The 24,997-nt window shown below is 74.4% G+C and carries 24 protein-coding genes and 1 tRNA gene; 17 read left to right on the plus strand and 8 right to left on the minus strand.

Going from position 1 to position 24,997, the window contains the following annotated elements; all coding sequences use genetic code 11:
* The first annotated feature begins 297 nt into the window (after positions 1–297).
* The 11 genes from AB0D10_RS07925 to htpX all read left to right on the plus strand — a co-directional run bounded on the left by AB0D10_RS07925 (position 298) and on the right by htpX (position 11,612).
* Positions 298–714, plus strand: coding sequence for an NADH-quinone oxidoreductase subunit A (locus AB0D10_RS07925; RefSeq protein ID WP_360253053.1), 417 nt, complete (start codon positions 298–300; stop codon positions 712–714).
* Entirely contained in the window at positions 705–1,424 is a 720-nt protein-coding gene (locus AB0D10_RS07930; RefSeq protein WP_360253056.1) for an NADH-quinone oxidoreductase subunit B family protein, read from the plus strand. The genes AB0D10_RS07925 and AB0D10_RS07930 overlap by 10 nt, the downstream gene beginning before the upstream one ends.
* A complete protein-coding gene (locus tag AB0D10_RS07935; RefSeq protein WP_360253059.1) occupies positions 1,421–2,533 on the plus strand; it encodes an NADH-quinone oxidoreductase subunit C in 1,113 nt (370 codons plus the stop codon). Before AB0D10_RS07930 ends, AB0D10_RS07935 begins: the two co-directional genes overlap by 4 nt.
* Positions 2,534–2,535: 2 nt before the next feature.
* The gene (gene nuoH, locus AB0D10_RS07940; RefSeq protein ID WP_360253132.1) at positions 2,536–3,489 is read left to right on the plus strand and encodes an NADH-quinone oxidoreductase subunit NuoH; all 954 of its coding nucleotides are present in this window, start codon (positions 2,536–2,538) and stop codon (positions 3,487–3,489) included.
* The gene (locus AB0D10_RS07945; RefSeq protein ID WP_360253062.1) at positions 3,486–4,082 is read left to right on the plus strand and encodes an NADH-quinone oxidoreductase subunit I; all 597 of its coding nucleotides are present in this window, start codon (positions 3,486–3,488) and stop codon (positions 4,080–4,082) included. The genes nuoH and AB0D10_RS07945 overlap by 4 nt, the downstream gene beginning before the upstream one ends.
* Positions 4,079–4,825: an NADH-quinone oxidoreductase subunit J gene (locus AB0D10_RS07950; protein WP_360253065.1), complete on the plus strand. Its 747-nt coding sequence runs from the start codon at positions 4,079–4,081 to the stop codon at positions 4,823–4,825. The genes AB0D10_RS07945 and AB0D10_RS07950 overlap by 4 nt, the downstream gene beginning before the upstream one ends.
* Positions 4,825–5,199 carry an NADH-quinone oxidoreductase subunit NuoK gene (gene nuoK, locus AB0D10_RS07955; RefSeq protein WP_360253068.1) on the plus strand — a complete coding sequence of 125 codons (375 nt, stop codon included), beginning with the start codon at positions 4,825–4,827 and terminating at the stop codon, positions 5,197–5,199. Before AB0D10_RS07950 ends, nuoK begins: the two co-directional genes overlap by 1 nt.
* The gene (locus AB0D10_RS07960; protein WP_360253071.1) at positions 5,196–7,253 is read left to right on the plus strand and encodes an NADH-quinone oxidoreductase subunit L; all 2,058 of its coding nucleotides are present in this window, start codon (positions 5,196–5,198) and stop codon (positions 7,251–7,253) included. The genes nuoK and AB0D10_RS07960 overlap by 4 nt, the downstream gene beginning before the upstream one ends.
* Before the next feature lie 53 nt (positions 7,254–7,306).
* Positions 7,307–8,887, plus strand: coding sequence for an NADH-quinone oxidoreductase subunit M (locus tag AB0D10_RS07965; protein WP_360253074.1), 1,581 nt, complete (start codon positions 7,307–7,309; stop codon positions 8,885–8,887).
* 56 nt (positions 8,888–8,943) lie between these two features.
* A complete protein-coding gene (locus AB0D10_RS07970) occupies positions 8,944–10,515 on the plus strand; it encodes an NADH-quinone oxidoreductase subunit N (protein WP_360253076.1) in 1,572 nt (523 codons plus the stop codon).
* 233 nt (positions 10,516–10,748) lie between these two features.
* Positions 10,749–11,612, plus strand: coding sequence for a zinc metalloprotease HtpX (gene htpX / locus AB0D10_RS07975; RefSeq protein WP_360253078.1), 864 nt, complete (start codon positions 10,749–10,751; stop codon positions 11,610–11,612).
* 108 nt (positions 11,613–11,720) lie between these two features.
* Here htpX and AB0D10_RS07980 read toward each other — a convergent pair whose 3' ends face one another.
* Complete coding sequence (locus AB0D10_RS07980) at positions 11,721–13,175, minus strand: PLP-dependent aminotransferase family protein (protein ID WP_360253080.1); 1,455 nt, start codon at positions 13,173–13,175, stop codon at positions 11,721–11,723.
* Here AB0D10_RS07980 and AB0D10_RS07985 point away from each other — a divergent pair.
* From AB0D10_RS07985 to AB0D10_RS07995, 3 genes are all read left to right on the plus strand, one after another.
* Entirely contained in the window at positions 13,174–14,082 is a 909-nt protein-coding gene (locus AB0D10_RS07985) for a DMT family transporter (protein ID WP_360253082.1), read from the plus strand. The two genes, AB0D10_RS07980 and AB0D10_RS07985, sit on opposite strands and share 2 nt — an antisense overlap.
* A 202-nt stretch (positions 14,083–14,284) precedes the next feature.
* Entirely contained in the window at positions 14,285–14,710 is a 426-nt protein-coding gene (locus AB0D10_RS07990) for a BlaI/MecI/CopY family transcriptional regulator (RefSeq protein ID WP_360253084.1), read from the plus strand.
* A gap of 3 nt (positions 14,711–14,713) precedes the next feature.
* Positions 14,714–15,670, plus strand: coding sequence for a M48 family metalloprotease (locus tag AB0D10_RS07995; RefSeq protein WP_360253086.1), 957 nt, complete (start codon positions 14,714–14,716; stop codon positions 15,668–15,670).
* A gap of 38 nt (positions 15,671–15,708) precedes the next feature.
* On the opposite strand, the gene AB0D10_RS08000 is transcribed toward AB0D10_RS07995, so the two are convergent.
* A complete protein-coding gene (locus tag AB0D10_RS08000) occupies positions 15,709–16,398 on the minus strand; it encodes an NAD(P)H-dependent oxidoreductase (protein WP_360253088.1) in 690 nt (229 codons plus the stop codon).
* Positions 16,399–16,631: 233 nt separating this feature from the next.
* Between AB0D10_RS08000 and AB0D10_RS08005 the strand changes: the two genes are divergently transcribed.
* Entirely contained in the window at positions 16,632–17,537 is a 906-nt protein-coding gene (locus AB0D10_RS08005; RefSeq protein ID WP_360253090.1) for a sigma-70 family RNA polymerase sigma factor, read from the plus strand.
* Between the two features lie 66 nt (positions 17,538–17,603).
* Here AB0D10_RS08005 and mug read toward each other — a convergent pair whose 3' ends face one another.
* The 5 genes from mug to AB0D10_RS08030 all read right to left on the minus strand — a co-directional run bounded on the left by mug (position 17,604) and on the right by AB0D10_RS08030 (position 22,448).
* Positions 17,604–18,260, minus strand: coding sequence for a G/U mismatch-specific DNA glycosylase (mug, locus tag AB0D10_RS08010; protein ID WP_360253134.1), 657 nt, complete (start codon positions 18,258–18,260; stop codon positions 17,604–17,606).
* A gap of 104 nt (positions 18,261–18,364) precedes the next feature.
* Complete coding sequence (locus AB0D10_RS08015) at positions 18,365–19,363, minus strand: phosphatase PAP2 family protein (protein ID WP_360253092.1); 999 nt, start codon at positions 19,361–19,363, stop codon at positions 18,365–18,367.
* Between the two features lie 100 nt (positions 19,364–19,463).
* Entirely contained in the window at positions 19,464–20,543 is a 1,080-nt protein-coding gene (locus AB0D10_RS08020) for an aminopeptidase P family protein (protein WP_360253136.1), read from the minus strand.
* Positions 20,544–20,640: 97 nt separating this feature from the next.
* Positions 20,641–21,993, minus strand: a complete 1,353-nt coding sequence (locus AB0D10_RS08025) for a dipeptidase (RefSeq protein ID WP_360253094.1) — start codon at positions 21,991–21,993, stop codon at positions 20,641–20,643.
* A gap of 50 nt (positions 21,994–22,043) precedes the next feature.
* Positions 22,044–22,448, minus strand: a complete 405-nt coding sequence (locus tag AB0D10_RS08030; RefSeq protein WP_360253096.1) for a hypothetical protein — start codon at positions 22,446–22,448, stop codon at positions 22,044–22,046.
* Positions 22,449–22,764: 316 nt separating this feature from the next.
* On the opposite strand from AB0D10_RS08030, the gene AB0D10_RS08035 reads away from it, so the two are divergent.
* Positions 22,765–23,271 (plus strand): hypothetical protein, encoded by a 507-nt coding sequence (locus AB0D10_RS08035; RefSeq protein WP_360253098.1) that lies wholly within the window; start codon positions 22,765–22,767, stop codon positions 23,269–23,271.
* Between the two features lie 139 nt (positions 23,272–23,410).
* Here AB0D10_RS08035 and AB0D10_RS08040 read toward each other — a convergent pair whose 3' ends face one another.
* Positions 23,411–23,899 (minus strand): YajQ family cyclic di-GMP-binding protein, encoded by a 489-nt coding sequence (locus tag AB0D10_RS08040; protein ID WP_360253100.1) that lies wholly within the window; start codon positions 23,897–23,899, stop codon positions 23,411–23,413.
* Positions 23,900–24,116: 217 nt separating this feature from the next.
* Between AB0D10_RS08040 and AB0D10_RS08045 the strand changes: the two genes are divergently transcribed.
* Positions 24,117–24,198: transfer RNA gene (locus AB0D10_RS08045), tRNA-Tyr, on the plus strand.
* The last annotated feature ends 799 nt before the right edge of the window (positions 24,199–24,997 follow it).

Consider the following 24,997-nt stretch of genomic DNA (forward strand, 5'->3'; position numbering starts at 1 on the left):
TCTACCGTCCCTCTTGATCGTGCGGCTGGACCAAGCTTCCCGAACGGGGGGCGGCGGGTGCCATGGGGGTGATACATCTTCCCGGCCGGGGGTTATCCCCACCCCCTGTCCCGGCCGCCGGGTGTTCACCGGGGTGTCCACGGGCCGTCTTGTGGAGTGGGCAGGGTTCGGGTGGAGCGGAGCCGTCCCCTTAGACTCACGCATTGGCCATGGTTGTGGCCGTGGTTATGACTGTGCGAGGAAACGTCGTAGAACTGCCTTGAGGGGCGGATTCACGGCCGAGGTGGAGGCGAAGGCATGGAGGGGCAGCACGCGGCTGCCGTCGCGGCCGACCCGGCGGCCGGCAGCGGCTACTTCGACGCGTACGCCGCGATGGGCCTGCTGGCCGTCGTCGGGGTGCTCTTCGTGACCGTGGCGTTCACCGCCAACCGCCTGCTGCGGCCGGTGGTCCACTCACCCGAGAAACTCCTCGCGTACGAGTGCGGCGTGGACCCGGTGGGGGAGGACTGGGCGCACACCCAGGTCCGGTACTACGTGTACGCCTTCCTGTACGTGATCTTCGCGGTCGACGCGATCTACCTGTTCCCGTGGGCGACCGTCTTCGCCACCGCCGGGTACGGCGCCGGAACGCTGGTCGAGATGTTCCTCTTCATCGGCTTCCTCGCGGTCGGGCTGCTCTACGCCTGGAAGAAGGGCGTTCTGGAATGGACGTGACCCACTCCCACTCGCACGGCACGCAGGGCGGTCCCGTCCCGCTCGGCCTGCCGGACCCCGCGCACCCCGGCGCCGTCGAGCGCCGCAGCATCGGGCCGCTGGCCCGACTCGCACCGGACCCGGTCAAGGTGGTGCTCAACTGGGGCCGCCGCTACAGCCTCTGGTGCTTCAACTTCGGCCTGGCCTGCTGCGCGATCGAGTTCATCGCCGCGTCCATGGCCAAGCACGACTTCATCCGGATGGGCGTCATCCCGTTCGCGCCGGGTCCCCGCCAGGCGGACCTGATGATCGTCTCCGGGACGGTCACCGACAAGATGGCGCCGGCCGTCAAGCGCCTCTACGAGCAGATGCCCGAGCCGAAGTACGTCATCTCCTTCGGCGCCTGCTCGAACTCCGGCGGGCCCTACTGGGACTCGTACTCGGTCACCAAGGGCGTGGACCAGATCATCCCGGTCGACGTCTACGTGCCCGGCTGCCCGCCCCGGCCCGAGGCGCTGCTCCAGGGCATCCTCAAACTGCAGGAGAAGATCGCCGAGGAGTCCCTGCCCGGCCGCTACGCCGCGCCCGCGGCGGCGCTGCGCCGACCGCTGGTGGCGGGGCCCCAGACCGGGGCCAAGGCCGGGCCCCAGTCCGTGGCCAAGCCCGGGCCCCAGTCCGGGTCGCCGGCCGGTTCCGAGACCGGAGCTTCGAACGAGGGAGGGGTCTCGTGACCACGGCCGAGCAGTGCGCGGCGTCGGTCGGGGAGTGGGCGACCGGCGCCGAGGCGTACGGGCTGATCACCGTCGACGTCCCGGCCGAGAACTGGATCGAGGCGCTCACCAACGCCCGGGACGTCCTGGGCCTGGGCTTCTTCGACTGGCTGAGCGCCGTCGACGAGCTCGCCGAGGGCTTCTCCGTGGTCGCGCACCTCGCCGCCGTCGAGGCGCCGGGCGTCCGGCACCTCGCGCTGCGCACCAGGGTGCCGCGCGACGGGGCGGCGCTGCCGACCGCCGTCGCCGTCTACGCCGGTGCCGCCTGGCACGAGCGCGAGACGCACGAGATGTTCGGCATCGACTTCCCCGGGCACCCCCACCTGGCCACCCTGCTGCTGCCGGACGGCTTCGAGGGGCACCCGCTGCGCAAGGAGTTCGTGCTCGCGGCCCGGGTCGCCAAGGACTGGCCGGGCGCCAAGGAGCCGGGCGAGTCGGACCACGGCGGCGGGCCCGCCCGGCGCAAGATGCAGCCGGCTGGCGTGCCGGACCCGAACGAGTGGGGCCCGCTCAAGGGCACCCTGCCACCGGTCGCCGAGCGGCCCGCCCGCGGTGCGCGGGCGGCCGGCGCGGCGGCGCGCACGCCCAGGGCGGCCGCTGCCGCCGCCAGTGGTGCCGCAGGTGCCGCCGCCGAGGGCGCGCCCGTGCGGGCCGACCGTCCGCGGCGCACCCGCTCGGTGGCGGAGGGCTCGGCGAGCCGGCCGGCTCCGGGCGCCGAACCCGCCGAGGGGGCGCCCGCCGAGGGTGCACCCGCCCCCGAGGCGACGCCCGCGGTGCGGACGGACCGGCCGCGACGGACCAGGTCGGTCTCCGCCGGATCGGTCAGCCAGACCGCCGACGAGCCCGGGCCGGCGCGTCCGGCCCCCGCCCGGCCCGCGTCCTCCGACGCGCCCTGGCACAACCCGGTGCCGGCCCACGACGCGAAGCCGACGGGCGAAGCGCCCGCTGAGCCGGCAGGTGACGGTCCTGCGGAGCCGACGGGCGACGGTCCCGCGGAGCCGACGGACCGGCCGGAGCAGAAGGACGACACGGCGGCCGCCCCGGCCGACCGGGACGGAGACGGCGCGTGAACCTGCTCGACACGGTGCTGCGCTGCGTCGCCACCCTCGTCGTCTTCCTGGTGTTCCCGCTGGTCATCGGCCAGACCGAGCACAAGGTCATGGCGCACATGCAGGGCCGGCTCGGCCCGATGTACGCGGGTGGCTTCCACGGCTGGGCACAGCTCGTCGCGGACGGCGTGAAGTTCGCGCAGAAGGAGGACATCGTCCCCGCCGGGGCGGACCGTCGGATCTTCCAGCTGGCGCCTGCCGTCTCGCTGCTGCCGTACCTCTTCGTGCTGCTGGCGATCCCGGTCGGCCCGAACGGCTTCGTCGGCCAGGCGGTCGACGCGGGGCTGTTCTTCGTGCTGGCCGTGCTGGGCGTCGGCGTGATCGGCAAGCTGATGGCCGGCTGGGCCTCGGCGAACAAGTTCTCGCTGCTCGGCGGTCTGCGTACGGCCGCGCAGCTGATGTCGTACGAGCTGCCGATGGTGCTGGCGGCGGCGTCGGTGGCGATGGCCGCCGGGACGCTCTCGCTGCCCGGGATCGTGGACTCCTGGCAGTGGTACTGGCTGCCCTGGCAGGTCATCGGCGCGTTCGTGTTCTTCACGGCGGGCCTGGCCGAGCTGCAGCGCCCGCCGTTCGACATGCCGATCGCCGACTCGGAGATCATCTTCGGCGCGTACACCGAGTACACCGGTCTGCGGTTCGCGCTGTTCCTGCTGTCCGAGTACGTGGGCATCCTCGTGGTGTCCGCGCTGACCGCGGTGCTCTTCCTGGGCGGCTGGCACGGACCGATGGCGGACCAGCTCGGCTGGCTCTGGATGATCCTCAAGACCTTCGCGCTGGCCTTCGTGGTCATCTGGCTGCGGGTCACCTACCCGCGCCTGCGCGAGGACCAGCTGATGCGCTTCGCGTGGGCGGTGCTGATCCCGCTCGCCCTCGTCCAGCTGGCCCTCACCGGCATCATCAAGGTGGCGATCTCATGAGTTTTCTCGGTGCCGGCCTGGCGAAGGGCCTGGCCGTGACGCTGCGGACGATGACGAGGAAGACCGTCACCGCGCAGTACCCCGACGTGCAGCCGGTGCTGCCGCCGCGTTCGCGCGGCGTCATCGCGCTGCTGGAGGAGAACTGCACGGTGTGCATGCTCTGCGCGCGCGAGTGCCCGGACTGGTGCATCTACATCGACTCCCACAAGGAGACGCTGCCCGCCGCCGAGCCGAACGCCCGGGCCCGCACCCGCAACGTGCTGGACCGGTTCGCCATCGACTTCTCGCTCTGCATGTACTGCGGGATCTGCATCGAGGTGTGCCCCTTCGACGCGCTGTTCTGGTCGCCGGAGTTCGAGTACGCCGAGACCGACATCCACGAGCTGACCCACGAACGGGACCGGCTCCGCGAGTGGATGTGGACCGTCCCGGCGCCGCCGGCGCTGGACCCGGCCGCCGAGGACCCCAAGGAGATCACCACCGCGCGCAAGGCCGCGGACAAGCTGGCGGCGGCCGCTGCCGCCGCCGAGGCCGCCGCTGCTGCCGCCGAGGCCGCCGCGCAGGCCCCGGAAGAGAAGGGTGACGACGCATGAGTACCGCCGCCACGCTTCTCGCGGCGACCGGCTCGCTGGAGCCGGCCGCCCGTTCCTTCCTGTCCCCGACCGGCCAGGAGATCGTCTTCCTGCTGGTCGGCATCGCCGTGTTCGGCTCGGCCCTGGTCGCCGTAACCACCAAGCAGCTGGTGCACGCCGCGCTCTGGCTGGTGGTCGCGCTCGGCGGGCTGGCGGTGGAGTTCCTGCTGCTGACGGCCGAGTTCATCGCCTGGGTGCAGGTGCTGATCTACCTCGGCTCGGTGGTCGTGCTGGTGCTGTTCGGGCTGATGCTCACCAAGGCGCCGATCGGGCGCTCGCCGGACGCCGACTCCAAGAACCGCTGGGTGGCCCTGGTCGTGGCGCTGGCCTCGGCCGGAACGCTCGTCACGCTGGTCGTCGACGCCTTCCGGACCTCCTGGATCGACCTCGGCGCGGGCGGCGGCTCCGCCGCCGTCACCGGGGCGAGCCTGTTCCGGCACTGGGTGCTGCCGTTCGAGGCGCTGTCCGTGCTGCTGCTGGCGGCGCTGGTCGGCGCGATCGTGCTGTCGCGCGGCGACCAGCGGCGGGTGCCGACGCCCCGCGCGGCCAAGCTGCGCGCAGGCCGGCCGGTCGGCTCCAACGGGACCGTCGCCGCGACCGCGCCCCGCACCGCTCCCGACCCGGCCGCCGCCCAGGCGACCGCCCCGGGCGCCGCCACTCCGGACGCGGCCGCGCCCGCGCCCTCCGCGTCGGAGGAGAGCTGATGCACCTCGCCTACCCCGTCGTCCTCGCCGCGCTGCTGTTCAGCGTCGGCGTGTACGGCGTGCTCGCCCGGCGCAACGCCGTCCTGGTGCTGATGTCGGTCGAGCTGATGCTCAACGCCGTCAACCTCGACCTGGTCGCCTTCGACGTCTGGCTGCGCGACTCGCTGCACGCCGGGCAGGCGCTCACCCTGTTCACCATCACCATCGCCGCCGCCGAGATCGGGCTGGGGCTGGCCATCGTCCTGCTGCTGTTCCGGGCCCGGGGCACCGCCGACATCGACCGGGCCACCGCGCTCGGCGACCCGGCCGAGCCGTTCGCCACGGACGAGACGCCGGTCGGAGCCGAGGCGCTGAAGGGCCAGGCCGCCGCATGAACCTCGCCCTGCCCGTACTCGTCCCCGCGCTGCCCGCGCTCGGCGCGGCCGCGACCCTGGCCGTCGGGAAGAAGGCGCCCGGGCTGGCCCGGCCGCTGGCGATCGTCCCGGTCGCCGTCTCGGCCGTGCTCGCCCTGGTGGTCGCCCTCCAGCTCGGCACCGGCCAGGCCCTCGACGCGGCCACCCGGCTCACCCCGACCGGCGGCCCCGACATCGCGCTCGCCGTCCACCTGGACGGCTTCAGCTCGCTGATCTCGGTGCTGGTCGGCCTGGTCGCCACCTGCGTCCAGGTCTACTCGACCGCCTACCTCAAGTCGGACCCGCGCTACCCGTCGTACGCGGCGCTGGTCTCGCTGTTCACCGCGGCGATGTTCCTGGTGGTCTACTCGGGCGACCTGATCATGCTGCTGGTCGGCTGGGAGGTCATGGGCATCTGCTCGTACTTCCTGATCGGCCACCACTGGGAGAGTGCGGACGCCCGCTCGGCCTCGCTCAAGGCCTTCCTGGTCACCAAGCTCGGCGACGTGCCGTTCCTGTTCGGGATCTTCCTGCTCGGCGCGGACGCCGGAAGCTTCCGGATCCCCGACGTCCTGGCCGCCGCCACCGAGGGCCGGCTCGGCCACCCGACGCTGATCGCGCTGCTGCTGCTCGCCGGGGTCGCCGGCAAGAGCGCGCAGTTCCCGCTGCACACCTGGCTCCCGGACGCGATGGCCGGCCCGACGCCGGTCTCCGCGCTGATCCACGCCGCCACCATGGTCGCGGCCGGCATCTACCTGGTCGCCCGGCTGCTGCCGGTGTTCCTGCTGTCCGGCGCGGCGCTGGTCGTGCTCGCGGTGATGGCCGCCGTGACGATGATCGGCTCGGCGCTGTGCGCGCTCGCCCAGGACGACCTCAAGCGGGTGCTCGCCTACTCCACCGTCGGCCAGCTCGGCTACATGGCCGGCGCGCTGGCCAGCGGCGACCGCGAGGCCTCCGTCTTCCACCTGGTCAGCCACGGCGCCTTCAAGGCGCTGCTGTTCCTCGCCGCCGGTGTGGTGATCCACGCCGCGCACACCAACTCGATCTCCGCGATGTCCCGGATCCCGGGGCTGCGCAAGCGCGTCCCCGACGCCTACTGGACGATGGGCATCGGCCTGGCCTCCCTGATCGGGCTGCCGCCGCTCTCCGGCTTCTTCAGCAAGGAGGCGGTGCTGACCGCCGCCGAGCACGCCGCCAACGGCGACGCGCTCACCAACGGCCTCGGCCCGTCCTCGGCGGTCCCGGAGGCGGCCGGGTGGATCGTGCTGATCTCCGCCGCCCTCACCGTGCTGCTCACCGCCGCGTACGCGACCCGGATGTTCCTGGTCGCCTTCCACAGCCCGGCCGGCGCCGCCGCCGCCGCGCCACAGGTGCTGCCCGCCACCGACCCGGCCACCGTGGTGGCCGACCACGAGGCGGACGCGCCCTACTCGCCCGAGCTGGACGAGGCCGACCCCGGCACCGCCGAGCCGCCCGCGATGCGCTGGCCGCTCTGGGTGCTGGCCGTCCCGACCATGGCCTTCGGCGTCACCGGCCTGCGCTCCGACTGGCTGCCCGCACTGCTGGACGGCGGCTCGCTGCGGCCCTCCGGGGTCACCGCCGTCACCGGCACCGGGCTCGCCGTGGTCGGCGTGCTCGCGGCGTACGGCGCCTGGCGCTCGGCCACCGCTCGGCTGGGCACCGGCAGGCCGGTCCCGGCCGTCGGCCGGGTGCCCGGGCCGGCCGGGGCCCCGGCCGCCGAGGTGATCGTCGCCGACCCCGGGCGCACCCTGCTCGGCCCGCTGTTCGGCCTGGCCCGGCACGGCTTCGGCGTCGACCGGCTGTACCAGGCGGTGTTCGTCCGGCCCGTGGTCGCCGCGGCCGGGCTGGTCCGCTTCCTCGACCGCGAGGTCATCGAGACCTACGTGCGCGGCAGCGGAGTGGGTGCCAACCTGCTCGGCCGGGCCGTCCGGCTCGCCCAGACCGGCAACGCGCAGACCTACCTCAGCGCCCTGCTGGCCGCCGTCGTCCTGCTGACCATCCTGGTGGCGGTGTAGCCGGTGCTGTCCTCCACCCCCGCCCCCTCGACCGCCGCACGTAGGAGCCCCCGATGAACGCGGTCCTCATCGCCCTCCTGGTGCTGCCGCTGCTCGGCGCCGCGCTCACCCTGGCCCCCGTGTTCGGGCCGGACCGGGCCGTCGCCGACCGGCGGGCGCTGCGGCTGAACACCGTCGTCACCGGCGCGGTGCTCCTGCTCGCCGTCGCCCTCGCGGCCGGCTTCGACCACGACGAACCCGCCCGGATGCAGGCCACCACCGACGTGGCCTGGATCCCGGCCCTGCACGTGCGCCTCCACCTCGGCGTGGACGGCGTCTCGCTGCCGCTGATCGTGCTGACCGCGCTGCTCACGTTCCTCTGCGCGGTGTACTCGGAGAAGCGGCTGCCGCACGGCGGGGCCCGGGGCGCAGCCCCCGACGGGCCCCGCCCGTCCGCGCAGGCCTTCGTAGGGCTGTTCCTCCTCCTCGAAGTCGGCATGCTCGCCACCTTCGCGGTCCTGGACCTCCTGCTCTTCTTCCTGGCCTTCGAGATCGTCCTGATCCCGATGTACTTCCTGATCGCCCGGTGGGGGAGCGGCGCGAAGGTCCCGGCCGCCAACCGCTTCATCCTCTACACCCTGCTCGGCTCGGCCGTGATGCTGCTCGGCTTCCTGCTGATCGGCAGCAAGACCGGCACCTTCGACATGCAGGCCCTGGCCGCCGCGCACGGCAGCGGAATGAGCCACACCACCCAGGTGGTCGCCGCGCTGGCGATCCTGGTCGGGCTCGCGGTCAAGGCCCCCGCCTGGCCGCTGCACAGCTGGCTCCCCGACGCGCACACCGCGGCCCCGACCGTGGGCTCGGTGCTGCTCGCCGGCGTGCTGCTGAAGATGGGGACGTACGGTCTGGTCCGCGTCCTCCTCCCGGTCGTGCCGGACGGCACCGCCACGCTCGCCCCCTACCTGGGCGCCTTCGCCGCCGTCGGCATCGTCTACGGATCGCTGGCCTGCCTGGCGCTGGCCCGCCCCGGTGCCAAGGGCGACCTGAAGCGCCTGATCGCCTACTCGTCCGTCGGCCACATGGGCTTCGTGCTGCTCGGCATCGCCTCCCTCACCCCGGTGGGTGTCAACGGCGCGCTGTTCGCCAACATCGCCCACGGCCTGGTCACCGGCCTGCTGTTCTTCGTTGTCGGCGCGCTCAAGGACCGCTACGGCACGGCCGACCTCGACGCCCTCTCCGGCGCCACCGGCGCCGCCCTGTACGGCCGGGCGCCGCGACTCGGCGCGCTGCTCGCATTCGCCGCCGTCGCCAGCCTCGGCCTTCCCGGGCTGGCCGGCTTCTGGGGCGAGGTGCTCGCCATGTTCGGCGCGTTCGACCCGGCCGCGGGCCTGTCGCGCCCCGCCTTCGTCACCTACATGGTGCTGGCCGGCCTCGGCACCCTCCTCACCGCCGCGTACCTGCTGATCGTGGTCAAGCGCGTCTGCATGGGCGACCCCGCGCAGCCCGCGCCGGTGGCCGAGGTCGCCGACGTGCGCCCGTACGAAGCCGTCAGCTGGATGCCGCTGGCTGCGCTCACCCTGCTGGCCGGCCTCTGGCCCGCGCTGCTGCTCGGCCTCTCGAACCCCGCCGTCAAGCACCTCCTCGGGGGTGGCTGACCGTGCTCGCAGCCCAGACCGCCGCACTCGGACCTCACTCCACGGGGCAGCACACTGTGACCTCCCTCGCCGTAGCCAACCCGGGCAGCCTGATCCAGTCCGTGGACTGGGTGGCGATCGCGCCCCCGCTGATCGCCGCCGTCGCCGCCCTCGCCGTGCTGGTCACGGACCTGTTCCTGCCCGAGCGGCACAAGAAGTGGCTCGGCCGCCTGACCGCGGCCGGACTCGCCCTCGCCCTCATCGCGCTCCTCCCCCTCACCGGTGGGTCACCCCGGGCGACCTTCTGTGTGCAGAACGTAGCAGCGGGCGCTGACACCCCGGCCCTCGGCGGCAACGCCGCGAGCGGCTGCTCCTACGTGGCCGACCACTTCGCCCTGGTGTTCCAGCTGCTCGCCCTCGGCGGCGCGCTGATCGCGGCGCTGCTGTCGGTCCACACCGTCGACCAGGACAGGCTCCCCCGCGGCGAGTACTGGTTCCTGCTGCTCTCCAGCGCCACCGGCGCCGCCCTGCTGCCCGCCTCCCGCGACCTCGCCACCCTGGTGATCGCCCTGGAGGTCGCCTCGCTTCCCGCGTTCGCCCTGGTCGCGCTGCGCCGGGACGGCCGGGGCGCGGAAGCCGCGCTCAAGTTCTTCGTCTCCTCGGTCACCGCGACCGCCGTGATGCTGCTCGGCATCGGCTTCGTCTACGCGGCGAGCGGCAGCCTGCACCTCGGCGCCGTCGCCCAGGGCCTGGAGCACGCCCCCGGGCAGCTCAAGCCGCTGGCCGAGGCGGGCGCGGTGCTGACCCTGGTCGGCTTCGCGTTCAAGGTCGCCGCCGTCCCCTTCCACTTCTGGGTGCCCGACACGTACACCGGCGCGCCGCTGCCGGTGGCCGGCTACCTCTCGGTCGTCGGCAAGGCGGCCGGCCTCTCCGGGCTCGCGCTCGCCACCACCATCGCCTTCCGGCCGTACGCCCACACCTGGGGCCTGGTGCTCGCGGTCCTGGCCGCCGTCACCATGACCGCCGGCAACGTCGGCGCCCTGCGGCAGCGCTTCGACACCCGCTACAGCGCGGTGCGGCTGCTCGCCTGGTCCTCGGTCGGCCAGGCCGGGTACCTGCTGGTGCCGCTCGCCGCCGCCGGGTACGCGCCCACCGGGGCCGACCAGCTGGGCGCCACCGCCGCGTACGCGCTGATCTACGGCGTGGTGAACCTCGGCGCCTTCGGGGTGGTCGCGGCCGTCGGCCGCCGGGCCGGGACCAGCGTGGACGACTTCCGAGGCCTCTTCACCCGCCGCCGCTGGGCCGCGCTGGCACTCGCTTTCTTCCTGCTCTGCCTGGCCGGGCTGCCGCCGGGCGTCATCGGCCTGTTCGGCAAGGTCGTGGTGTTCCGCGCGGCGGTCGACGCCGGGCTGGGCTGGCTGGCCGTGGTGATGGCCGCCAACGTGGTCGTCGCCCTGTACTACTACCTGCGCTGGACGGCACTGCTGTTCGATCCGGCCGCGGACCGGGCGGCGGAGCGCGCGGCCGGTGCCGAGGGCAGGCTGCCGGTGAGCCTGACCGCGACGCTCGGGCTCACCGCCTCGGTGGCGGTGGTCCTCTCCGTCGCGCCGCAGCTGGTGCTCCAGGTCGTGGGCGGTTCGCTGTTCTGAGCCGCACCCTCCGGCCGGAGGGCCGGAGGGTCCGAGCGGCGGGCAGGCGGGCAGGCGCGGCGCGCCTCCGCGGTGGCTCGGTTCGATGGCCCGGAGCGGCGGGCGGGCACGGTGGGCCGGCGCCGCGGTGTCGCGTCGGTCACAAGGGAACAAGGTCCCCGGCCCCACCCGTTGACCGGGCAAGAGGGACGAGGCAGAAAGGGCTTCCCCACCGCATCACTGGAGGGCCTGACGTGCATCGCCGGCACAACGGACTGAGGACCGCCGTCCTGCTCGGCGGCCTCTCGGCGCTGATCCTGGTGATCGGAAGCTTCTTCGGTCGCACCGGCTTCGTGATCGCCCTGCTGATCGCCCTCGGGACCAACGCCTACGCGTACTGGAACAGCGACAGGCTCGCGCTGCGGGCCATGCGGGCCCGCCCGGTCAGCGAGTTCGAGGCGCCCCAGCTGTATCGGATGGTGCGCGAACTCTCCACCGCCGCCCGCCAACCGATGCCGCGCCTCTACATCTCCCCGACCCCCGCGCCGAACGCCTTCGCCACCGGCCGCAACCCACGCAACGCGGCGGTCTGCTGCACCGAGGGCATCCTGCGGATCCTGGACGAACGCGAGCTGCGGGGCGTGCTCGGGCACGAGCTGAGCCACGTCTACAACCGGGACATCCTGATCTCATCGGTCGCCGGGGCGCTCGCCTCGGTCGTGATGTTCCTGGTGAACTTCGCCTGGCTGATCCCGTTCGGCCGCGACGAGGACGACGACGGACCGGGGCTGTTCGGGATGCTCGCCATCATGATCCTCGGACCGCTCGCGGCCGGACTGATCCAGCTGGCGGTCAGCCGCTCCCGCGAGTACCAGGCCGACGCCGACGGCGCCCGGATCACCGGCGACCCGCTCGCCCTCGCCGGCGCCCTCCGCAAGCTCGACGCCGGCACCCGCCGGCTCCCCCTCCCGCCGGAGCCGCAGCTCCAGACGGCGAGCCACATGATGATCGCCAGCCCCTTCCGCCCGGGCGAGGCCGGCGCCAGGCTGTTCTCCACCCATCCCCCGATGGCCGAGCGCATCGCCCGGCTGGAGCGGATGGCGGGGTACCGGCGGTAGCGGTTCCGCCGGGCCGCGGGCCGCGGGCCGACCTCGACGTCCGTCCGGGGCCGCCCGCGTCCGTCCGCGGCCGCCCACGGGCGTCCGGGTCCGCCCACGGTCGCCCGCTCAGCCCGTCGTCTCCTCGTACGCCAGGCGGAGGCGGTGGATGCCCTCGGCGACCTGGGCCGGGCTCTCGGCGGCGGCGTAGCTGAGGCGCACGTGCGGGGCGGGGGGTTCGGCGGGGTGGTAGGGGCGCCCGGGGATGATCTGGACGCCGTGGCGCAGGGCGGCGGCGGCGAGCGCGCCGTCGTCGGTGCCGTTCGGGAGGCGCAGCCACAGGTGGTAGCCGCCGGGGCGGTGGATGGTGAGGAGTCCGGGCAGCTCGCGGTGCAGGGCGGCGACGGCGGCGGTGCGGCGGTCGCGCAGTTCGGCGGCGAGGGTGCGCAGGTGGCGGGCCCAGGCGGGGTCGGCGACCAGTTCCAGCGTCGCCTCCTGGAGCGGCCGGGGCACGAAGAAGCTGTCGACCACCTGGGTGGCCCGCAGTCGGGCCAGGGCCGGGCCGCGGGCGGTGAGGGCGCCGACGCGCAGATTGGGGGAGGCGGCCTTGGTGAGCGAGCGCAGGTGCACCACGACCCCGTCCGGGTCGTCGGCGGCGAGCGGGCGCGGCAGCGCGGGCGCGTCGGTGTGGACCAGCAGCCTGGCGAAGTCGTCCTCGATCACGAACGCCCCGGCCGCGCGGGCGATCCGCAGGACCTCCGTCCGCCGCCGGGGTGAGAGCACCGCGCCGGTGGGGTTCTGGAACAGCGGCTGGCAGACGAAGACCCGGGCGCGGGTGGCCGCGAAGGCGTCCGCGAGCAGGTCGGTGCGGACGCCGTCCGCGTCGATCGGGACGGGGACGGGCCGCAGTCCGGCGGCCCGGACGACCGCCAGGGTGCCCGGGTACGTCGGCGACTCCACCAGGACCGGCGAGCCGGGCGCGGCCAGCGAGCGCATGGCGACGGTGAGCCCGCCCTGCCCGCCGGAGGTGATCAGCACGTCCCCGGCGCCGATCGGCCCGCCGTGGCCGCCGATGGCGCGGGCGAACCAGCCGCGCAGTTCGGTGAGGCCGTCGACGGGCGGGCGGTCCCAGGCACCGGGGCGCCGGCCGGCCCGGGCGAGGGCGGCGGCGAGCAGGCGTTCGGGCAGCAGGGTGGCGTGCGGGTAGCCGCTGTTGAGGTCGACGACGTCGGGCGGCGGCACCCGGAGGGTGGCGAACACCGGGGCGGCGACCAGGTCGCGCGGGCCGGATTCGGCGCTGAGCGCGACCTCCTGCCAGGAGAGGTCGCCGGTGCGGCCGGGTGGCGCGGCGGGGGCGGTCGGGGCGGCGGCGAAGGCCGCGGCCCGGAAGACCCCGGCGCCGGGCCGGGAGACCACCAGTCCCTCGGCGACGAGCACCGCGATGGCCCGGGAGACCGTCACCGGGCTGACCTGGTGGCGTTCCGTCAGGGTCCGGCTGGCAGGCAGCTTCCGTCCCTCCGGGTAGCGCTCCACCTCCAGTCGAAGGATGTCGGCGAGTTCGGTGACACTGCTACGCTCGTTCATGACGACACAAGGTAGCGCTACCCCCCTCCTGGCGATAGCGCCGAAGCGCGGCGCGGCTTCCGGCACCACCCTCGCCGCCCTCGGGGTGGCCTCCTTCTCGTTGAGCTTCCCGGCCACCGCGTGGTCCCTGAGCGGCTTCGGCCCGTGGACCACCACCGGGCTGCGCGGCGTCCTGGCCGGGGCCCTGGCCGCGCTCTACCTGCTGGCCGTCGGCGCCCGGTTGCCGCAACGGCGGCACTGGCCCGCCCTGCTCGTGGTGTCGGGCGGCTGCGTCCTCGGCTTCCCGCTGCTGACCACGCTCGCCCTGCGGACCTCCTCGACCGCCCACTCGGCGGTGGTGATCGGAGTCCTGCCACTGGCCACCGCGGTGGCTGCGGCGCTGCGCACCGGCCGCCGGCCGTCCCGGGCGTTCTGGACGGCGGCACTGGCGGGGGCGGCGGCCGTCCTGGCCTTCACCCTGCTGCAGAGCCACGGCCGGCCGAGCGTCGCCGACCTCTACCTGTTCGTCGGGCTGCTGGTCTGCGCGGCCGGGTACGCGGAGGGCGGACGGCTCTCGCGGGACCTCCCGGGCGCGCAGGTGATCGCCTGGGCGGTGCTGGTCGCGCTGCCCGTGATGCTGCTGACCTCGGCGTTCGGGCTCGCCACCGAGCCGCTGCGGGTCGGGCCGAAGGCGCTGGTCGGACTGGCGTACGTCGCGGCGGTGTCGCAGTTCGGCGGGTTCGTGCTCTGGTACCGGGGGATGGCCGCGATCGGAGTGCCGAGGGCCAGCCAGCTGCAGCTGGGGCAGCCGCTGCTGACGCTGGTCTGGTCGGTGCTGCTGCTCGGCGAGGAACTGCCGGCCGCCGCGCCGGTCACGGCGGTGGTCGTGCTGGTCTGCATCGCGGTGACCCAGCGGGCCCGGACCTGACCGGAGACCTGCACCCGGGCCCTGGCGAGGGCCCGACCGGGAACGGGCGCGGGACCCGTCGGGCCCTCGCCGGGAGCCGCCGGGAGCCGTCGGCCGTGCGTTCCGGAAGCCCTGCGCTGACCGGTCCGGTCCCGGCCCCCGCTCGTTAGGATGATGCCGTGCCCGTCGGTCCGGGCGCGGCATCCGGAGGGAGTGGGCCGTCATGGCAGACGAGAGGCACGCCCCGGCGGCCGGGGACGCGCCGGCCCGGCGACGCGGCCAGGGCGAGCTGGAGGCGCAGGTGCTGGCGGTGCTCCAGCAGGCGCCCGGCCCGGCCGCCGCAGGATGGGTCCAGGAACGCCTGGAGGGCGACCTGGCCTACACCACGGTGATGACCATCCTGTCCCGGCTGCACGCCAAGAACGCCGTCTCCCGCTCTCGCTCCGGCCGCTCCTACCTGTGGCAGGCCTCCTCCGACGCCGCCGGGCTGGCGGCGCTGCGGATGCGCCGGATGCTCGACGGGGAGGCGGACCGGGACGCGGTCCTGGCCAGCTTCGTCACCGCGCTGCTGCCGCACGACGAGGAGCTGCTGCGGGCCCTGCTCGACGCCGCGTCCGCCGATCCGGCAGCGACCGACCACAAGAGCTGACCCGTGGGCTTCTTCGTCTTCCTCCCGCTCGTCCTCCCGCTCACCGCGGTTCCGATCGCACGCCTGACCGAGCAGCACCTGCACCCGCGCGGTGCGGCCCGGCTGATGACCGCGATCAGCGCGGTGATGGCGGTCTGCAGCGTGCTCTGCCTCGGGCTGATCGGCGTGGTGGGCACCGCGCAGATCCCCGGCAACCCGCTGCCGGACAGCTGGTCCGACCCGGAGGTGCGGGCCGCGCTGCCGTACCACGAGACGGTCGGGACGGCTGCGATGTGGCTGCTGGCACTGGTGGGCTTCGCTTGCGCGCGCACGGTCGTGCGACACCTGCGGGTGCGCGCCCGGGCCCGCCGGGCGCTTACCGGGCTGCCGTCCGGCACCGGGTCGTCCGGTGACCTCGCGGTGCTGCCGGACCGCAGCCCGTACGCCTACGCGCTGCCGGGCTCGCCCGGCCGGGTGGTGGTCTCCACCGGGATGCTCGACGGCCTGGCGGCGGACGAGCGGGAGGCGCTGCTCGCGCACGAGCGGGCGCACCTGCGCCACCGTCACCACCGGTACCTGCTGACCACCCAGCTCGCCGCCTGCGTCAACCCCTTCCTGAGGCCGCTGCAGTACGCGGTGGCGTACAGCGCGGAACGCTGGGCGGACGAGGACTCGGCGCAGGCCGTGGGGGACCGCCGGATCACCGCGCGGGCGGTGGCCCGGGCAGCCCTGGTCTCGCACGCCGCCCCGACGCCCGGCTTCGCGGCCTTCGCCGCGCCGACCGCGGCGGCCGGCCCGGTGCCGCGCCGGGTCGCCGCGCTGCTCGGCCCGGTGCCGACCTCCCGCAACTGGCCGCCGGCCAAGACCCCGGCGGGCCTGGCGGCGATGGTCGCCGCAGTCGGTACGGCGGCGTCGGCGCTGTGCGCGCTCAACGCGGCCGTGGCCCTGCTGGTGGTGCTGAAGGCTGTCACCCCGCTGTAGCGCCGGACGGCGGTGCGGCCCGGCGCACCGGGCGCGGCTCAGAGCAGGGCGGCCAGTTCGTCGACGGCGGTGCCGGCCGCCGCCAGCGACTCGGCGGCGAGCGGCTCCAGCCCGTTCAGCGCGGGGACGTCCGCAGCCCGGGTGAGTTCGGCGGTGACGACGTGCAGGTGCTCCGCCGCGATCCCGAGGTTGCCGAAGTACGCCCGCAGGTAAGGGAGCTGGAAGTCGAGGTGCTCGCGCGGGGTGCCCGGCCCGTAGCCGCCGCCGCGGACGGCGACGACCACCACGCGGGTGTCGCGCAGCAGCCGCTCGCCGGTGTCCGGGTCGAGGTAGGCGCCGGGGAACGAGACCCTGTCGATCCAGGCCTTGAGGCCGGTGGAGACGGTGAAGTTGTACATCGGGCTGCCGAGCAGCAGGGTGTCGGCGGTCCGCAGTTCGTCGATCAGCGGACGGCTCAGCGCCCACTCGCGGGTCTCGTCCGGGCCGTCGGCGAGCGTCGCGACGTCCTGCAGCGGGAGCGGGCCCTTGCGCTCGGCCCGACGGCCGAGGGCGTCGTAGGCGGCGCGCACCGCCGGGACCGGATCGGCGGAGAGGTCGCGGTACCGGTACCGGGCGGTGCGGCCGTGCCGGGCGCGCCAGGCGGTGGCGAAGCGGTCGGTCAGGGCGCGGCTGACGGAGCCGGCCGGGCTGATGCTGGAGTCCAGGTGGAGCAGCGTGGCGGAGGTCATGGCGGTCTCCCGGTCACCTCGGAGGAGGACGGATCGTCATAGCGGTGACGAGCCGGGCCGAGGAAAGGTGACCGATGGACCGGGACGGGATTTCGGGGGCGTCGGCCGGCAGGGCGACGCACGACGGGACGACAGCCGACGGGACGACGCACGACGGGACGACAGCCGACGGGACGACGCACGACGGGACGACAGCCGACGGGACGACGCACGACGGGACGACAGCCGACGGGATGACAGCCGACGGCGTGCCGGCCGGAGGGGAGGTGACGGCCGAGCGGACGGCGGTGCGCTTCGAGGCCGAGCGCGGGCGGCTGCGGGCGGTCGCCCAGCGGATGCTCGGGTCGACCGGCGAGGCCGAGGACGCCGTGCAGGAGGCCTGGCTGCGCCTGGTCCGGACCGACCCGGCCGAGATCGACAACCTGCCCGGCTGGCTGACCACCGTGGTCTCCCGGATCTGCCTGGACCTGCTGCGGGCCCGCGCCGCGCGCCGAGAGGAGGCGACCGGCGACGCACTGCCGGACGCGGCGGGCGCCGGCGCCGACCCGGAGCGGGAGGCGCTGCTGGTCGAGTCGGTGGGCCGGGCGCTGCTCGTGGTGCTGGACCGGCTGGGCCCGGCCGAGCGGGTCGCCTTCGTGCTGCACGACGGCTTCGCGGTGCCCTTCGAGCAGATCGCGCCGATCGTCGGGCGGTCCCCGGTGGCCGCCAAGAAGCTGGCCAGCCGGGCCCGGCAGCGGGTGCGGGGCACGGCCGCGCTGCCACCGGAGCCGCTGGCCGGGCACCGGCGGGTGGTGGAGGCCTTCCTGGCCGCCGCCCGGGACGGGGACCTGGCCGGGCTGCTGGCCGTCCTGGCCCCGGACGTGGTGCGCCGGGCCGACCCGGCCGCGCTGCCGCCCGGCCGGTCCCCGGTGGCCCGCGGCGCGGCGACGGTCGCCCGGGAGACCGCGGTCCTCGGCCGCCGGGCCCGCCACGGCGCGGTGGCCCTGGTGGACGGGGTGCCCGGCATCCTGATCGCCCCGGGCGGGCGGTTGTGGCTGGTGCTGCGGGTGGCGGTCGCGGACGGCCGGGTGAGCGGCTACGAGGTGGTCGCCGACCCGGCCCGGCTCGCCGCCCTCGACCTGGCCGTGCTGCCGGGGTGACCTCGCGGCGTGCCCGCCCGGCCGTTCCGTCGGGTACGTCACCGCGCCCGAGCCGGCCGCGACGGCTCAGCCGTCGACGGGCTCGTCACCGCCACCGTCACCGTCACCGCCACCGTCACCGCCACCGCCACCGCCACCGCCGCCGCCACCGTCGGCGGCGGGCCCGTCACCGGCGGCGGGCCCGTTCCCGACGGCCTCCCGCAGCGTGCGGAACTCCCCGGCCAGCGCGTCCAGCGTGTAGTGCGCGTTGAGGCCGCTGGGGTTGGGCAGCACCCACACCTCGGTGTCACCGATGCGCTCCGGCTGGCGCCCGATCGCGGCCCGCCGCTGCCCGAAGGCCGTCCGGTAGGCGCCGATGCCGAGCACCGCCAGGACCCGGGGACGCAGCCGCAGCACCCGGGCGCGGAGCGCGGCGCCGCCCTCGCGCAGTTCCTCGGCGGTCAGTTCGTCCGCCTTGGCGGTGGTGCGCGGGGCGACGTTGGTGATGCCCAGGCCGAGCGCGAGCAGTTGCTCCTGCTCGTCCGGGCGGTACTGGCGCCCGGTGAAGCCGGAGCGGTGCAGGGCGGGCCAGAAGCGGTTGCCGGGCCGGGCGAAGTGGTGACCGGTGGCGCCGGACCACAGGCCCGGGTTGATGCCGCAGAACAGCACCCGCAGTCCGGGCCCGGCGACGTCCGGGATGGTGGTGTCCTTGGCGGCCAGCAACTGTTCGGCGGTCGGCTTCACCGGTCCGGCCGGCTGCGTGGGTGCGGTCGGCTTCACCGGTCCGGCCGGCTTCACCGGTGTGTGCGGCTGCGTGGGTGTGGTCGGCTTCGTCGGCGGGTGAGGCTTCACCCGGCCAAGTCTGCCGTGCCCAGTGCTGCCGCCGTGCGCCGGCCGCGCAGCCACCGCAGGCCGAAGACCACCACGGCCGCGTACGCCCAGCCGACGAAGACGTCGATGATGAAGTGCTCCGCGCCGTAGACCAGGGTGAACGTCATCGCGAGCGGATAGGCGACCAGGACCGCCCGCAGCCAGGGCCGGGCGGTCGGCCAGAAGAAGAACAGCAGCATCGCCGGGTAGGCGGAGTGCAGCGAGGGCATCGCGGCGACGTCGTTGGCGAACTGGCTGCCGTTCTCCAGCAGCGAGTCGGCCTGCGGCAGCCCGCTGGCCGAGATGACCTCCCAGACCACCCGGGACAGGTGCGGCAGGTTGCCCTCCTGGGCGACCAGCCACGGCGGGTCGGCCGGGTAGAGCAGGTAGGTGGCGAAGCCCGCGAAGGTGAGCGTCAGGTAGCAGGCGAGCAGCTGTCGGAACCGGTGGTGGGCGCGTCGCCAGAGCACGGCGAGCAGGAGGAAGACCACGAAGAAGTGCGAGAGGTAGACGCCCACCGCCGCGTAGTCGTACCAGTGCGGCGAGCCCGGGGTGTAGAGGGCGTACTGGAGCCGGACGGTCCAGGTCTCGCCGAAGCCGAGCACCTCGTCGAAGCGCAGCTGCGGCAGCCAGTGCGGGGCCCACGGGGTGTGCGCGCCGTAGCCGCGCAGCAGCGAGTACGCCCACACCACGGCCATCACCGGCACCCAGTCGCGCAGCACCAGGAGGAAGCCGCGGCGGCCGTGCCCGCTGTGGGCGGCGGCGGTGAGCAGGGCACCGATCAGCCAGAGGAACAGCACGTCGTTGGCGGCCGGGATGCCCTCGACGCTCAGGAACCGGACGAGGCCGGTCAGGTAGAGCGGCCACGCCAGGAAACGGAGTCTCGACCAGCCCGTCACGCGGGGGCGGGGTGGAGGCACCGGGCGCGGCTGTTCGGCCCGCACGGGGGGCGGGGCCGGGCGGAGGGTCTTGGTCATGCGCACTGAAACTAGCAACCCAAACTTGGAGGACTCTGGGTGGAGTATGACCGGACCGTAAGAACGCGGGATCCGGTCGGCGTCGTTCCGGGCGTCGAGCTCACACGACGATGCCCAGTTCGTGCGGGGTGTTGTTGAAACGGCGGCCGCCGGTCGGGGTGACGGTGACGATGTCCTCGATCCGCACCCCGAACCGGCCGGGCAGGTAGATCCCGGGCTCGATCGAGAAGCACATCCCGGGCACCAGCGGCCGCTCCTCGCCCTCCACCAGGTACGGCGGTTCGTGCGTGGTGGTGCCGATGCCGTGGCCGGTGCGGTGGATGAAGTACTCGCCGTAGCCGCCCTCGGTGATCACCCGGCGGGCGATCCGGTCGATCTCCTGGCAGCTCACCCCGGGGCGGACCGCCTCGAAGGCGGTCTGCTGGGCGAGCCGGACCAGGTCGTGCACCGTTCGCACCTCGGCGGGGACGTCCGGGCCGACGTGCACTGTCCGGGTGGTGTCGGAGCCGTAGCCGTCCTTGAGGCCGCCGAAGTCCAGCACCACGGTGTCACCCGGTCGGATGACCCGGTCACCGGCCTCGTGGTGCGGGTCGGCGCCGTTGGGGCCGGAGCCGACCACGGTGAAGTCGACCTGGCTGTGTCCGTACTGGATGAGCAGCGCGCCCAGGTCGGCCGCCACGTCGGTCTCCCGGCGGCCGGCGAAAACGACCTCCAGGATCCTGCGGTAGGCGGCGTCCGCGGCTCCGCCGGCCGCCGCCAGGCGGTCCAGTTCCTCGGTGTCCTTGACCGCGCGCAGCATCGGCAGGGTCTCGGTGAGCGAGGTGAACGAGGCGCCGGGCAGCGCGGTCTGGAAGCCGAGCAGGTGCATCGCCCAGGCGTTGTCGGAGACGCCATAGCGTCCGGCCGGGTCGAGCAGCGGGCCGGCGGTGGCGAACGGGTCCTCGCCGTCGGACCAGTCGAGCATCCGGACGGCTCCGGCGCCGACCGCCTTCGCGGCGTCCGGGCGCTCCAACCTGGGTACCACCAGGGCGGGTTCGCGCCCGGCGGTGAGGACGAGGGCGGTCAGCCGTTCGGTGATCGCGGTGGGCGTGTAGCCGCACAGGTAGGCCAGGTCGGGGCCGGGGGCGATGACCAGGCCGGCCAGCCCGGCGGCGGTCGCCTCGGCGGCGGCCCGGGCCATCCGGGCGGTGTAGTCCTCGACGGTGAACGGTCGTGGCACGGCGCTTCCTCCTCTGGGGCGGACGGGCTCTGCTGGGACTCGTACTCCTCGGATTCCCTCAGCGCCTCCCCGCGTTCGCGAAGTGCCGCAGGAACGACGCCTCGACCCGCGCCATGCGGGCGATCTCGTCCGGATCGACGCTCTCGTTCGGTGCGTGGATCAGGCAGCGGGGCTCCTCGACGCCCATCAGGACGATCTCCGCGTCGGGGTAGGCGGCGGCCAGGACGGGGCAGAGCGGGATCGAGCCGCCCTGGCCGAGGAAGGTCATCGGCGTGCCGTAGACCTCCCGCATCGCCCGGTCGAGCGCGGTGTACGCGGGCCCGCCGGTGTCGGCCCGGAACGCCGCACCGGTGCCCTCCCGTTCGACGTCCACCCGTACGCCCCAGGGGGCGGCGGCCAGCAGGTGCGCGACCAGCGCGTCCTGGGCGGCCCGGGCGTCGGTGCCGGGCGGCACCCGCAGGCTGACCCGGGCCCGGGCGGCGGCCGGGACGGCAGCGGCCGAGCCGACCACGGGCGGGCAGTCGATGCCGAGCACGGTGACGGCGGGGCGGGCCCACAGCCGGTCCGCCACGCTGCCGGAGCCGGTCAGCCGGACTCCGTCCAGGACGCCGGCGTCGGCGCGGAAGGAGTCCTCGTCGTAGCCGGCGCCGCTCCAGCCGCCGTCGTCGTCCAGGCCGTCGATCCGGGTGCCGCCGTCCGCGTCGCGCAACGAGTCCAGGATCCGGATCAGCGCGGCGAGGGCGTCCGGGGCGGGGCCGCCGAACATGCCGGAGTGCAGGTCGCCGGCCAGGGTGGAGACGGTGACCACGACGTCGGCGAGGCCGCGCAGCGAGGTGGTGGCGGTCGGGACGCCGACGGCGACGTTGCCGGTGTCGCAGATCAGCAGGGCATCCGCGTGCAACTCCCCGGCGTGCGGGGGCAGGTAGCGTTCCAGGCCGCCGGTGCCCTGCTCCTCGGAGCCCTCGACGAGCAGTTTGAGGCCGACCGGCACGTCCTCGCCGAGCGCGCGCAGCGCGGTGAGGTGCATGACGATGTTGCCCTTGCAGTCGGCGGCGCCGCGTCCGTACCAGCGGCCGTCGCGCTCGGTGAGTTCGAACGGCGGGGAGTGCCAGGCGGCTTCGTCCAGCGGGGGCTGGACGTCGTAGTGGGCGTAGAGCAGCACGGTCGGGGCGCCGGGCGGCGGCGGACGGTGACCGATCACGGCGTGGCTGCCGTCCGGGGTCTCCTCCAGGTGGACGTCGCGCAGGCCGGTCTCGGCGAAGGCGGCGGCGACCCACGCGGCGGCGCGCAGGCAGTGCTCGGGCGGGTACTGCCGGGGGTCGGCGACGGACGGGATGGCCACCAGCTCGGCCAGGTCGGCCCGCGCGCGGGGCATCAACCCGGCTATCAAGCCGTCGAGTTCGTCGGTCATGCGGTGGCTCCCTGGGTCGGCTGCGGACGGTCCCGTCGGCGGGCGGGTGACTACGCCGGGCGCCCCTCGGGTCCGTGCCGACGGTCCGCCGGCCCTGCGTCCGGTGGGCACCGACCCGGCCGGCGCCGCCGCAGGAGGAGGCGCGGGACGGGCGGTCCGGGGGCGCGGATCGGCACCGGTGCCGGGGCCCGGTGGTCGTGCGGGTGGTCCGGCCGGTGGACGACGGGGCGGACCCGCGTGGTGGTCGCCGGGAGGATCCGGGGCGCGCCGGAGACGAGCGGCACCAGCACGAACAGCAGGGTGGCGACGGTGGCGATCACGCTCAGGACCGGCCGGTCGAACGGCACCACCCAGCCGGTCGCCGACGCGGCCAGGACGGAGATCACCGGCACCGGGCCCGCCGCGGCCACGGCCGGGGTGCCCCGGCCGGGTGGGGGCGCGTGCGTGGAACTCATGCGGTCCTCCTCCGGTACGGTCCCGGTCGACTGCGGTCGGTGGCGATCGGCCGTGGCCGGCGCCGCCCGGTGGCGGGCTGCCGGTCGGCGCGGGGGACCGGGAGAGGGGTCCCGGTGCAGGCCGTACCCGGTCAGTCCACCCGGGGACCGGGGCCGCCGCATGCGGCACGCACCCGAGTGGGTGACCGGCCGCGGCCCCGGGGCGTACGGGTCGGGGCGCCTCTTGACGGTGCTCAGTCTGCTCTACGGTCTCCGACCGGGCACGGAATCATAAATTCCGGGCCGACTGTCGGTGCGGTGAGACACCATGTCCGGCATGTCCTACGAACTCCAAGCGCTGATAGGAACATTGGAGCTGCTGCGGGTGGCGGCGGCGGAGGTTCCGGCGGCCCGGGTGGTGCCGCTGGCGCAGGGGCTGGCGCTGATTCCGGTCACCTCCGGCGTCCTCGCCGCGCTCCAGGGCGACGGCAGCGTGCGGAAGCCCGGTGGCGGCTCCGGGTTCAGCTGGTACTCCGACGGTTTCGAACTCCGGCTGGCCGCCTGGTCGAAGGCCGGCCCGCTCGCCTGCGTCGAGGCCGAGTACTACGGCGGCAGCGGCATGCAGCGCGCCGTGGTCTGGGAGGACGGCCGGGTCGTCCTCGGCCCGCTCGCCGTCGGTGAGTTCGAGCCCGTGCCGCCGGAGGGCGCCCCGATCTCCCGGGCCCTGCGGCGGATCGGCGCGCGCACCGAGGAGGGGCGCTCGGACGAGTTCGACTCGGTCGGCCTGGGCGCGCACCGCAGCACCGGCAGCTGGGCCGGGACGGACCGGGTCGGTGTCGACTGAGCCGACGGCCGAGCGGCCGGGGGCTGCGTACCGGCCCCCGTGATGCGGGCGGCCCCGCTCCCGAACCGGGGAGCGGGGCCGTGCCGTCGGTCCCGCAGGCCGTGGGCCTGCGGGGGCCGAGGTCAGTCGTGGTCCGCGGTCAGCGGTAGTTCACGTACTGGATCGCGAAGTCCAGGTCCTTGCCCTTGAGCAGGGCCTGGACGGCCTGGAGGTCGTCGCGGCTCTTCGAGCTGACGCGCAGCTCGTCGCCCTGGACCTGGGCCTTGACGCCCTTCGGGCCCTCGTCACGGATGATCTTCGCGACCTTCTTCGCGTCCTCCGTGGTGATGCCCTCCTTGATGTTCGCGAAGATCTTGTACTCCTTGCCGGAGAGCTGCGGCTCCGCGGCGTCCAGAGCCTTCAGCGACAGGCCGCGCTTGACGAACTTCGTCTGCAGCACGTCGAGGATGGCGCGCACGCGCTCCTCGCCGTTGGCCTTCATCTCGATCTTCTCGCCGGAGCGGCTGATCTCGCCGCCCACGCCCTTGAAGTCGAAGCGCGTCGCGATCTCGCGGGAGGTCTGGTTGATCGCGTTGTCGACCTCCTGCCACTCGACCTTCGAGACGATGTCGAAACTGGAGTCGGCCATGGGTGTTGGTCTCCTTGATGCTCTGGCTTCACTGGCACGGCCCGCCCCACCGGGCGTCCGCCGCCCCAGCCTATCCAGCGCCGCCCTGCCCTCGCCCGCGGCAACCGCGTGCCGTTCCTTGATCATTTCGTGGTCTATCGAGTGGCGGAGCACCCCCCGGCATCGGGTATGGTTTACCACGTCGAACGGGGCGAACACCCCGGAAGACGAACATCCTGGCTGGTTGCCCGAGCGGCCAAAGGGAGCAGACTGTAAATCTGTCGGCATAGCCTACGTAGGTTCGAACCCTACACCAGCCACAGGATAGAGAACGGCCCCTGATCTGCGGAAACGCAGGTCAGGGGCCGTTTCGTTGCGCTCGAACACCGGTCACGCCGGATGGCCGTTTTACGTGGTTTGTCTCACCTCGTTTCGCCCGAATCCCAGTCCTGACCAGCGGTTCCGGACCGGGTCCTGACCAGCGGTTCCGGACCACGCGCGGACCAGGATCCCGGGCCGGCGGCACCGGGCGGCCTCAGTCGAACCGCCGGCGAGGAGTCGCCTCGGCCACGGGTGGTGGAACGGTCTCGGCAGTCCGCCCCGCCCCTGCCCCCGCTCCGGCCCCTCTTTCGCAGGGTTCTCCCGCGTCGCGACGCTCGGCGTCGACGGGCCGGCTATTGCACATTGCTTGCAATTACGCCCATCGGGCAGCAGAGTGGGATGCCGGGGGTGGGAGTCCTTCGACTGAGCTGATCGTCTTCCCAACCGGCGCCCGCCGGGACAACCGGCTCGCCCACCCCCGCCACCCCCTCTCCCCACCGGACGCCGGACGCCGGACGCGTCGAGGGCCCGTCAAGGGCCCGTCAAGGCCGCTCGGCGCCGCGTCAGGAACGCGTAGGGGCCACCGGAGGGCCGGGCGCGCGGACCGCAGGATCGGAGCAACTACCGACCGCGGAGGTTCCGTCCGATGTCCAGCGCCATCACCAGCCCGGCCGTCACGGCCGAACCCCAGCCGCCGGACGCGGGTGCGGGCGAGGAGCGGCACCGGTTGAGCGTCCCGGGCGGGTTGGCGGCGCTCTCGCTGGACGCGATGGCCTCGGTGGCGTACGGGCCGGAGTC

The organism is Kitasatospora sp. NPDC048545 (assembly GCF_040651155.1).
Lineage (GTDB): Bacteria > Actinomycetota > Actinomycetes > Streptomycetales > Streptomycetaceae > Kitasatospora.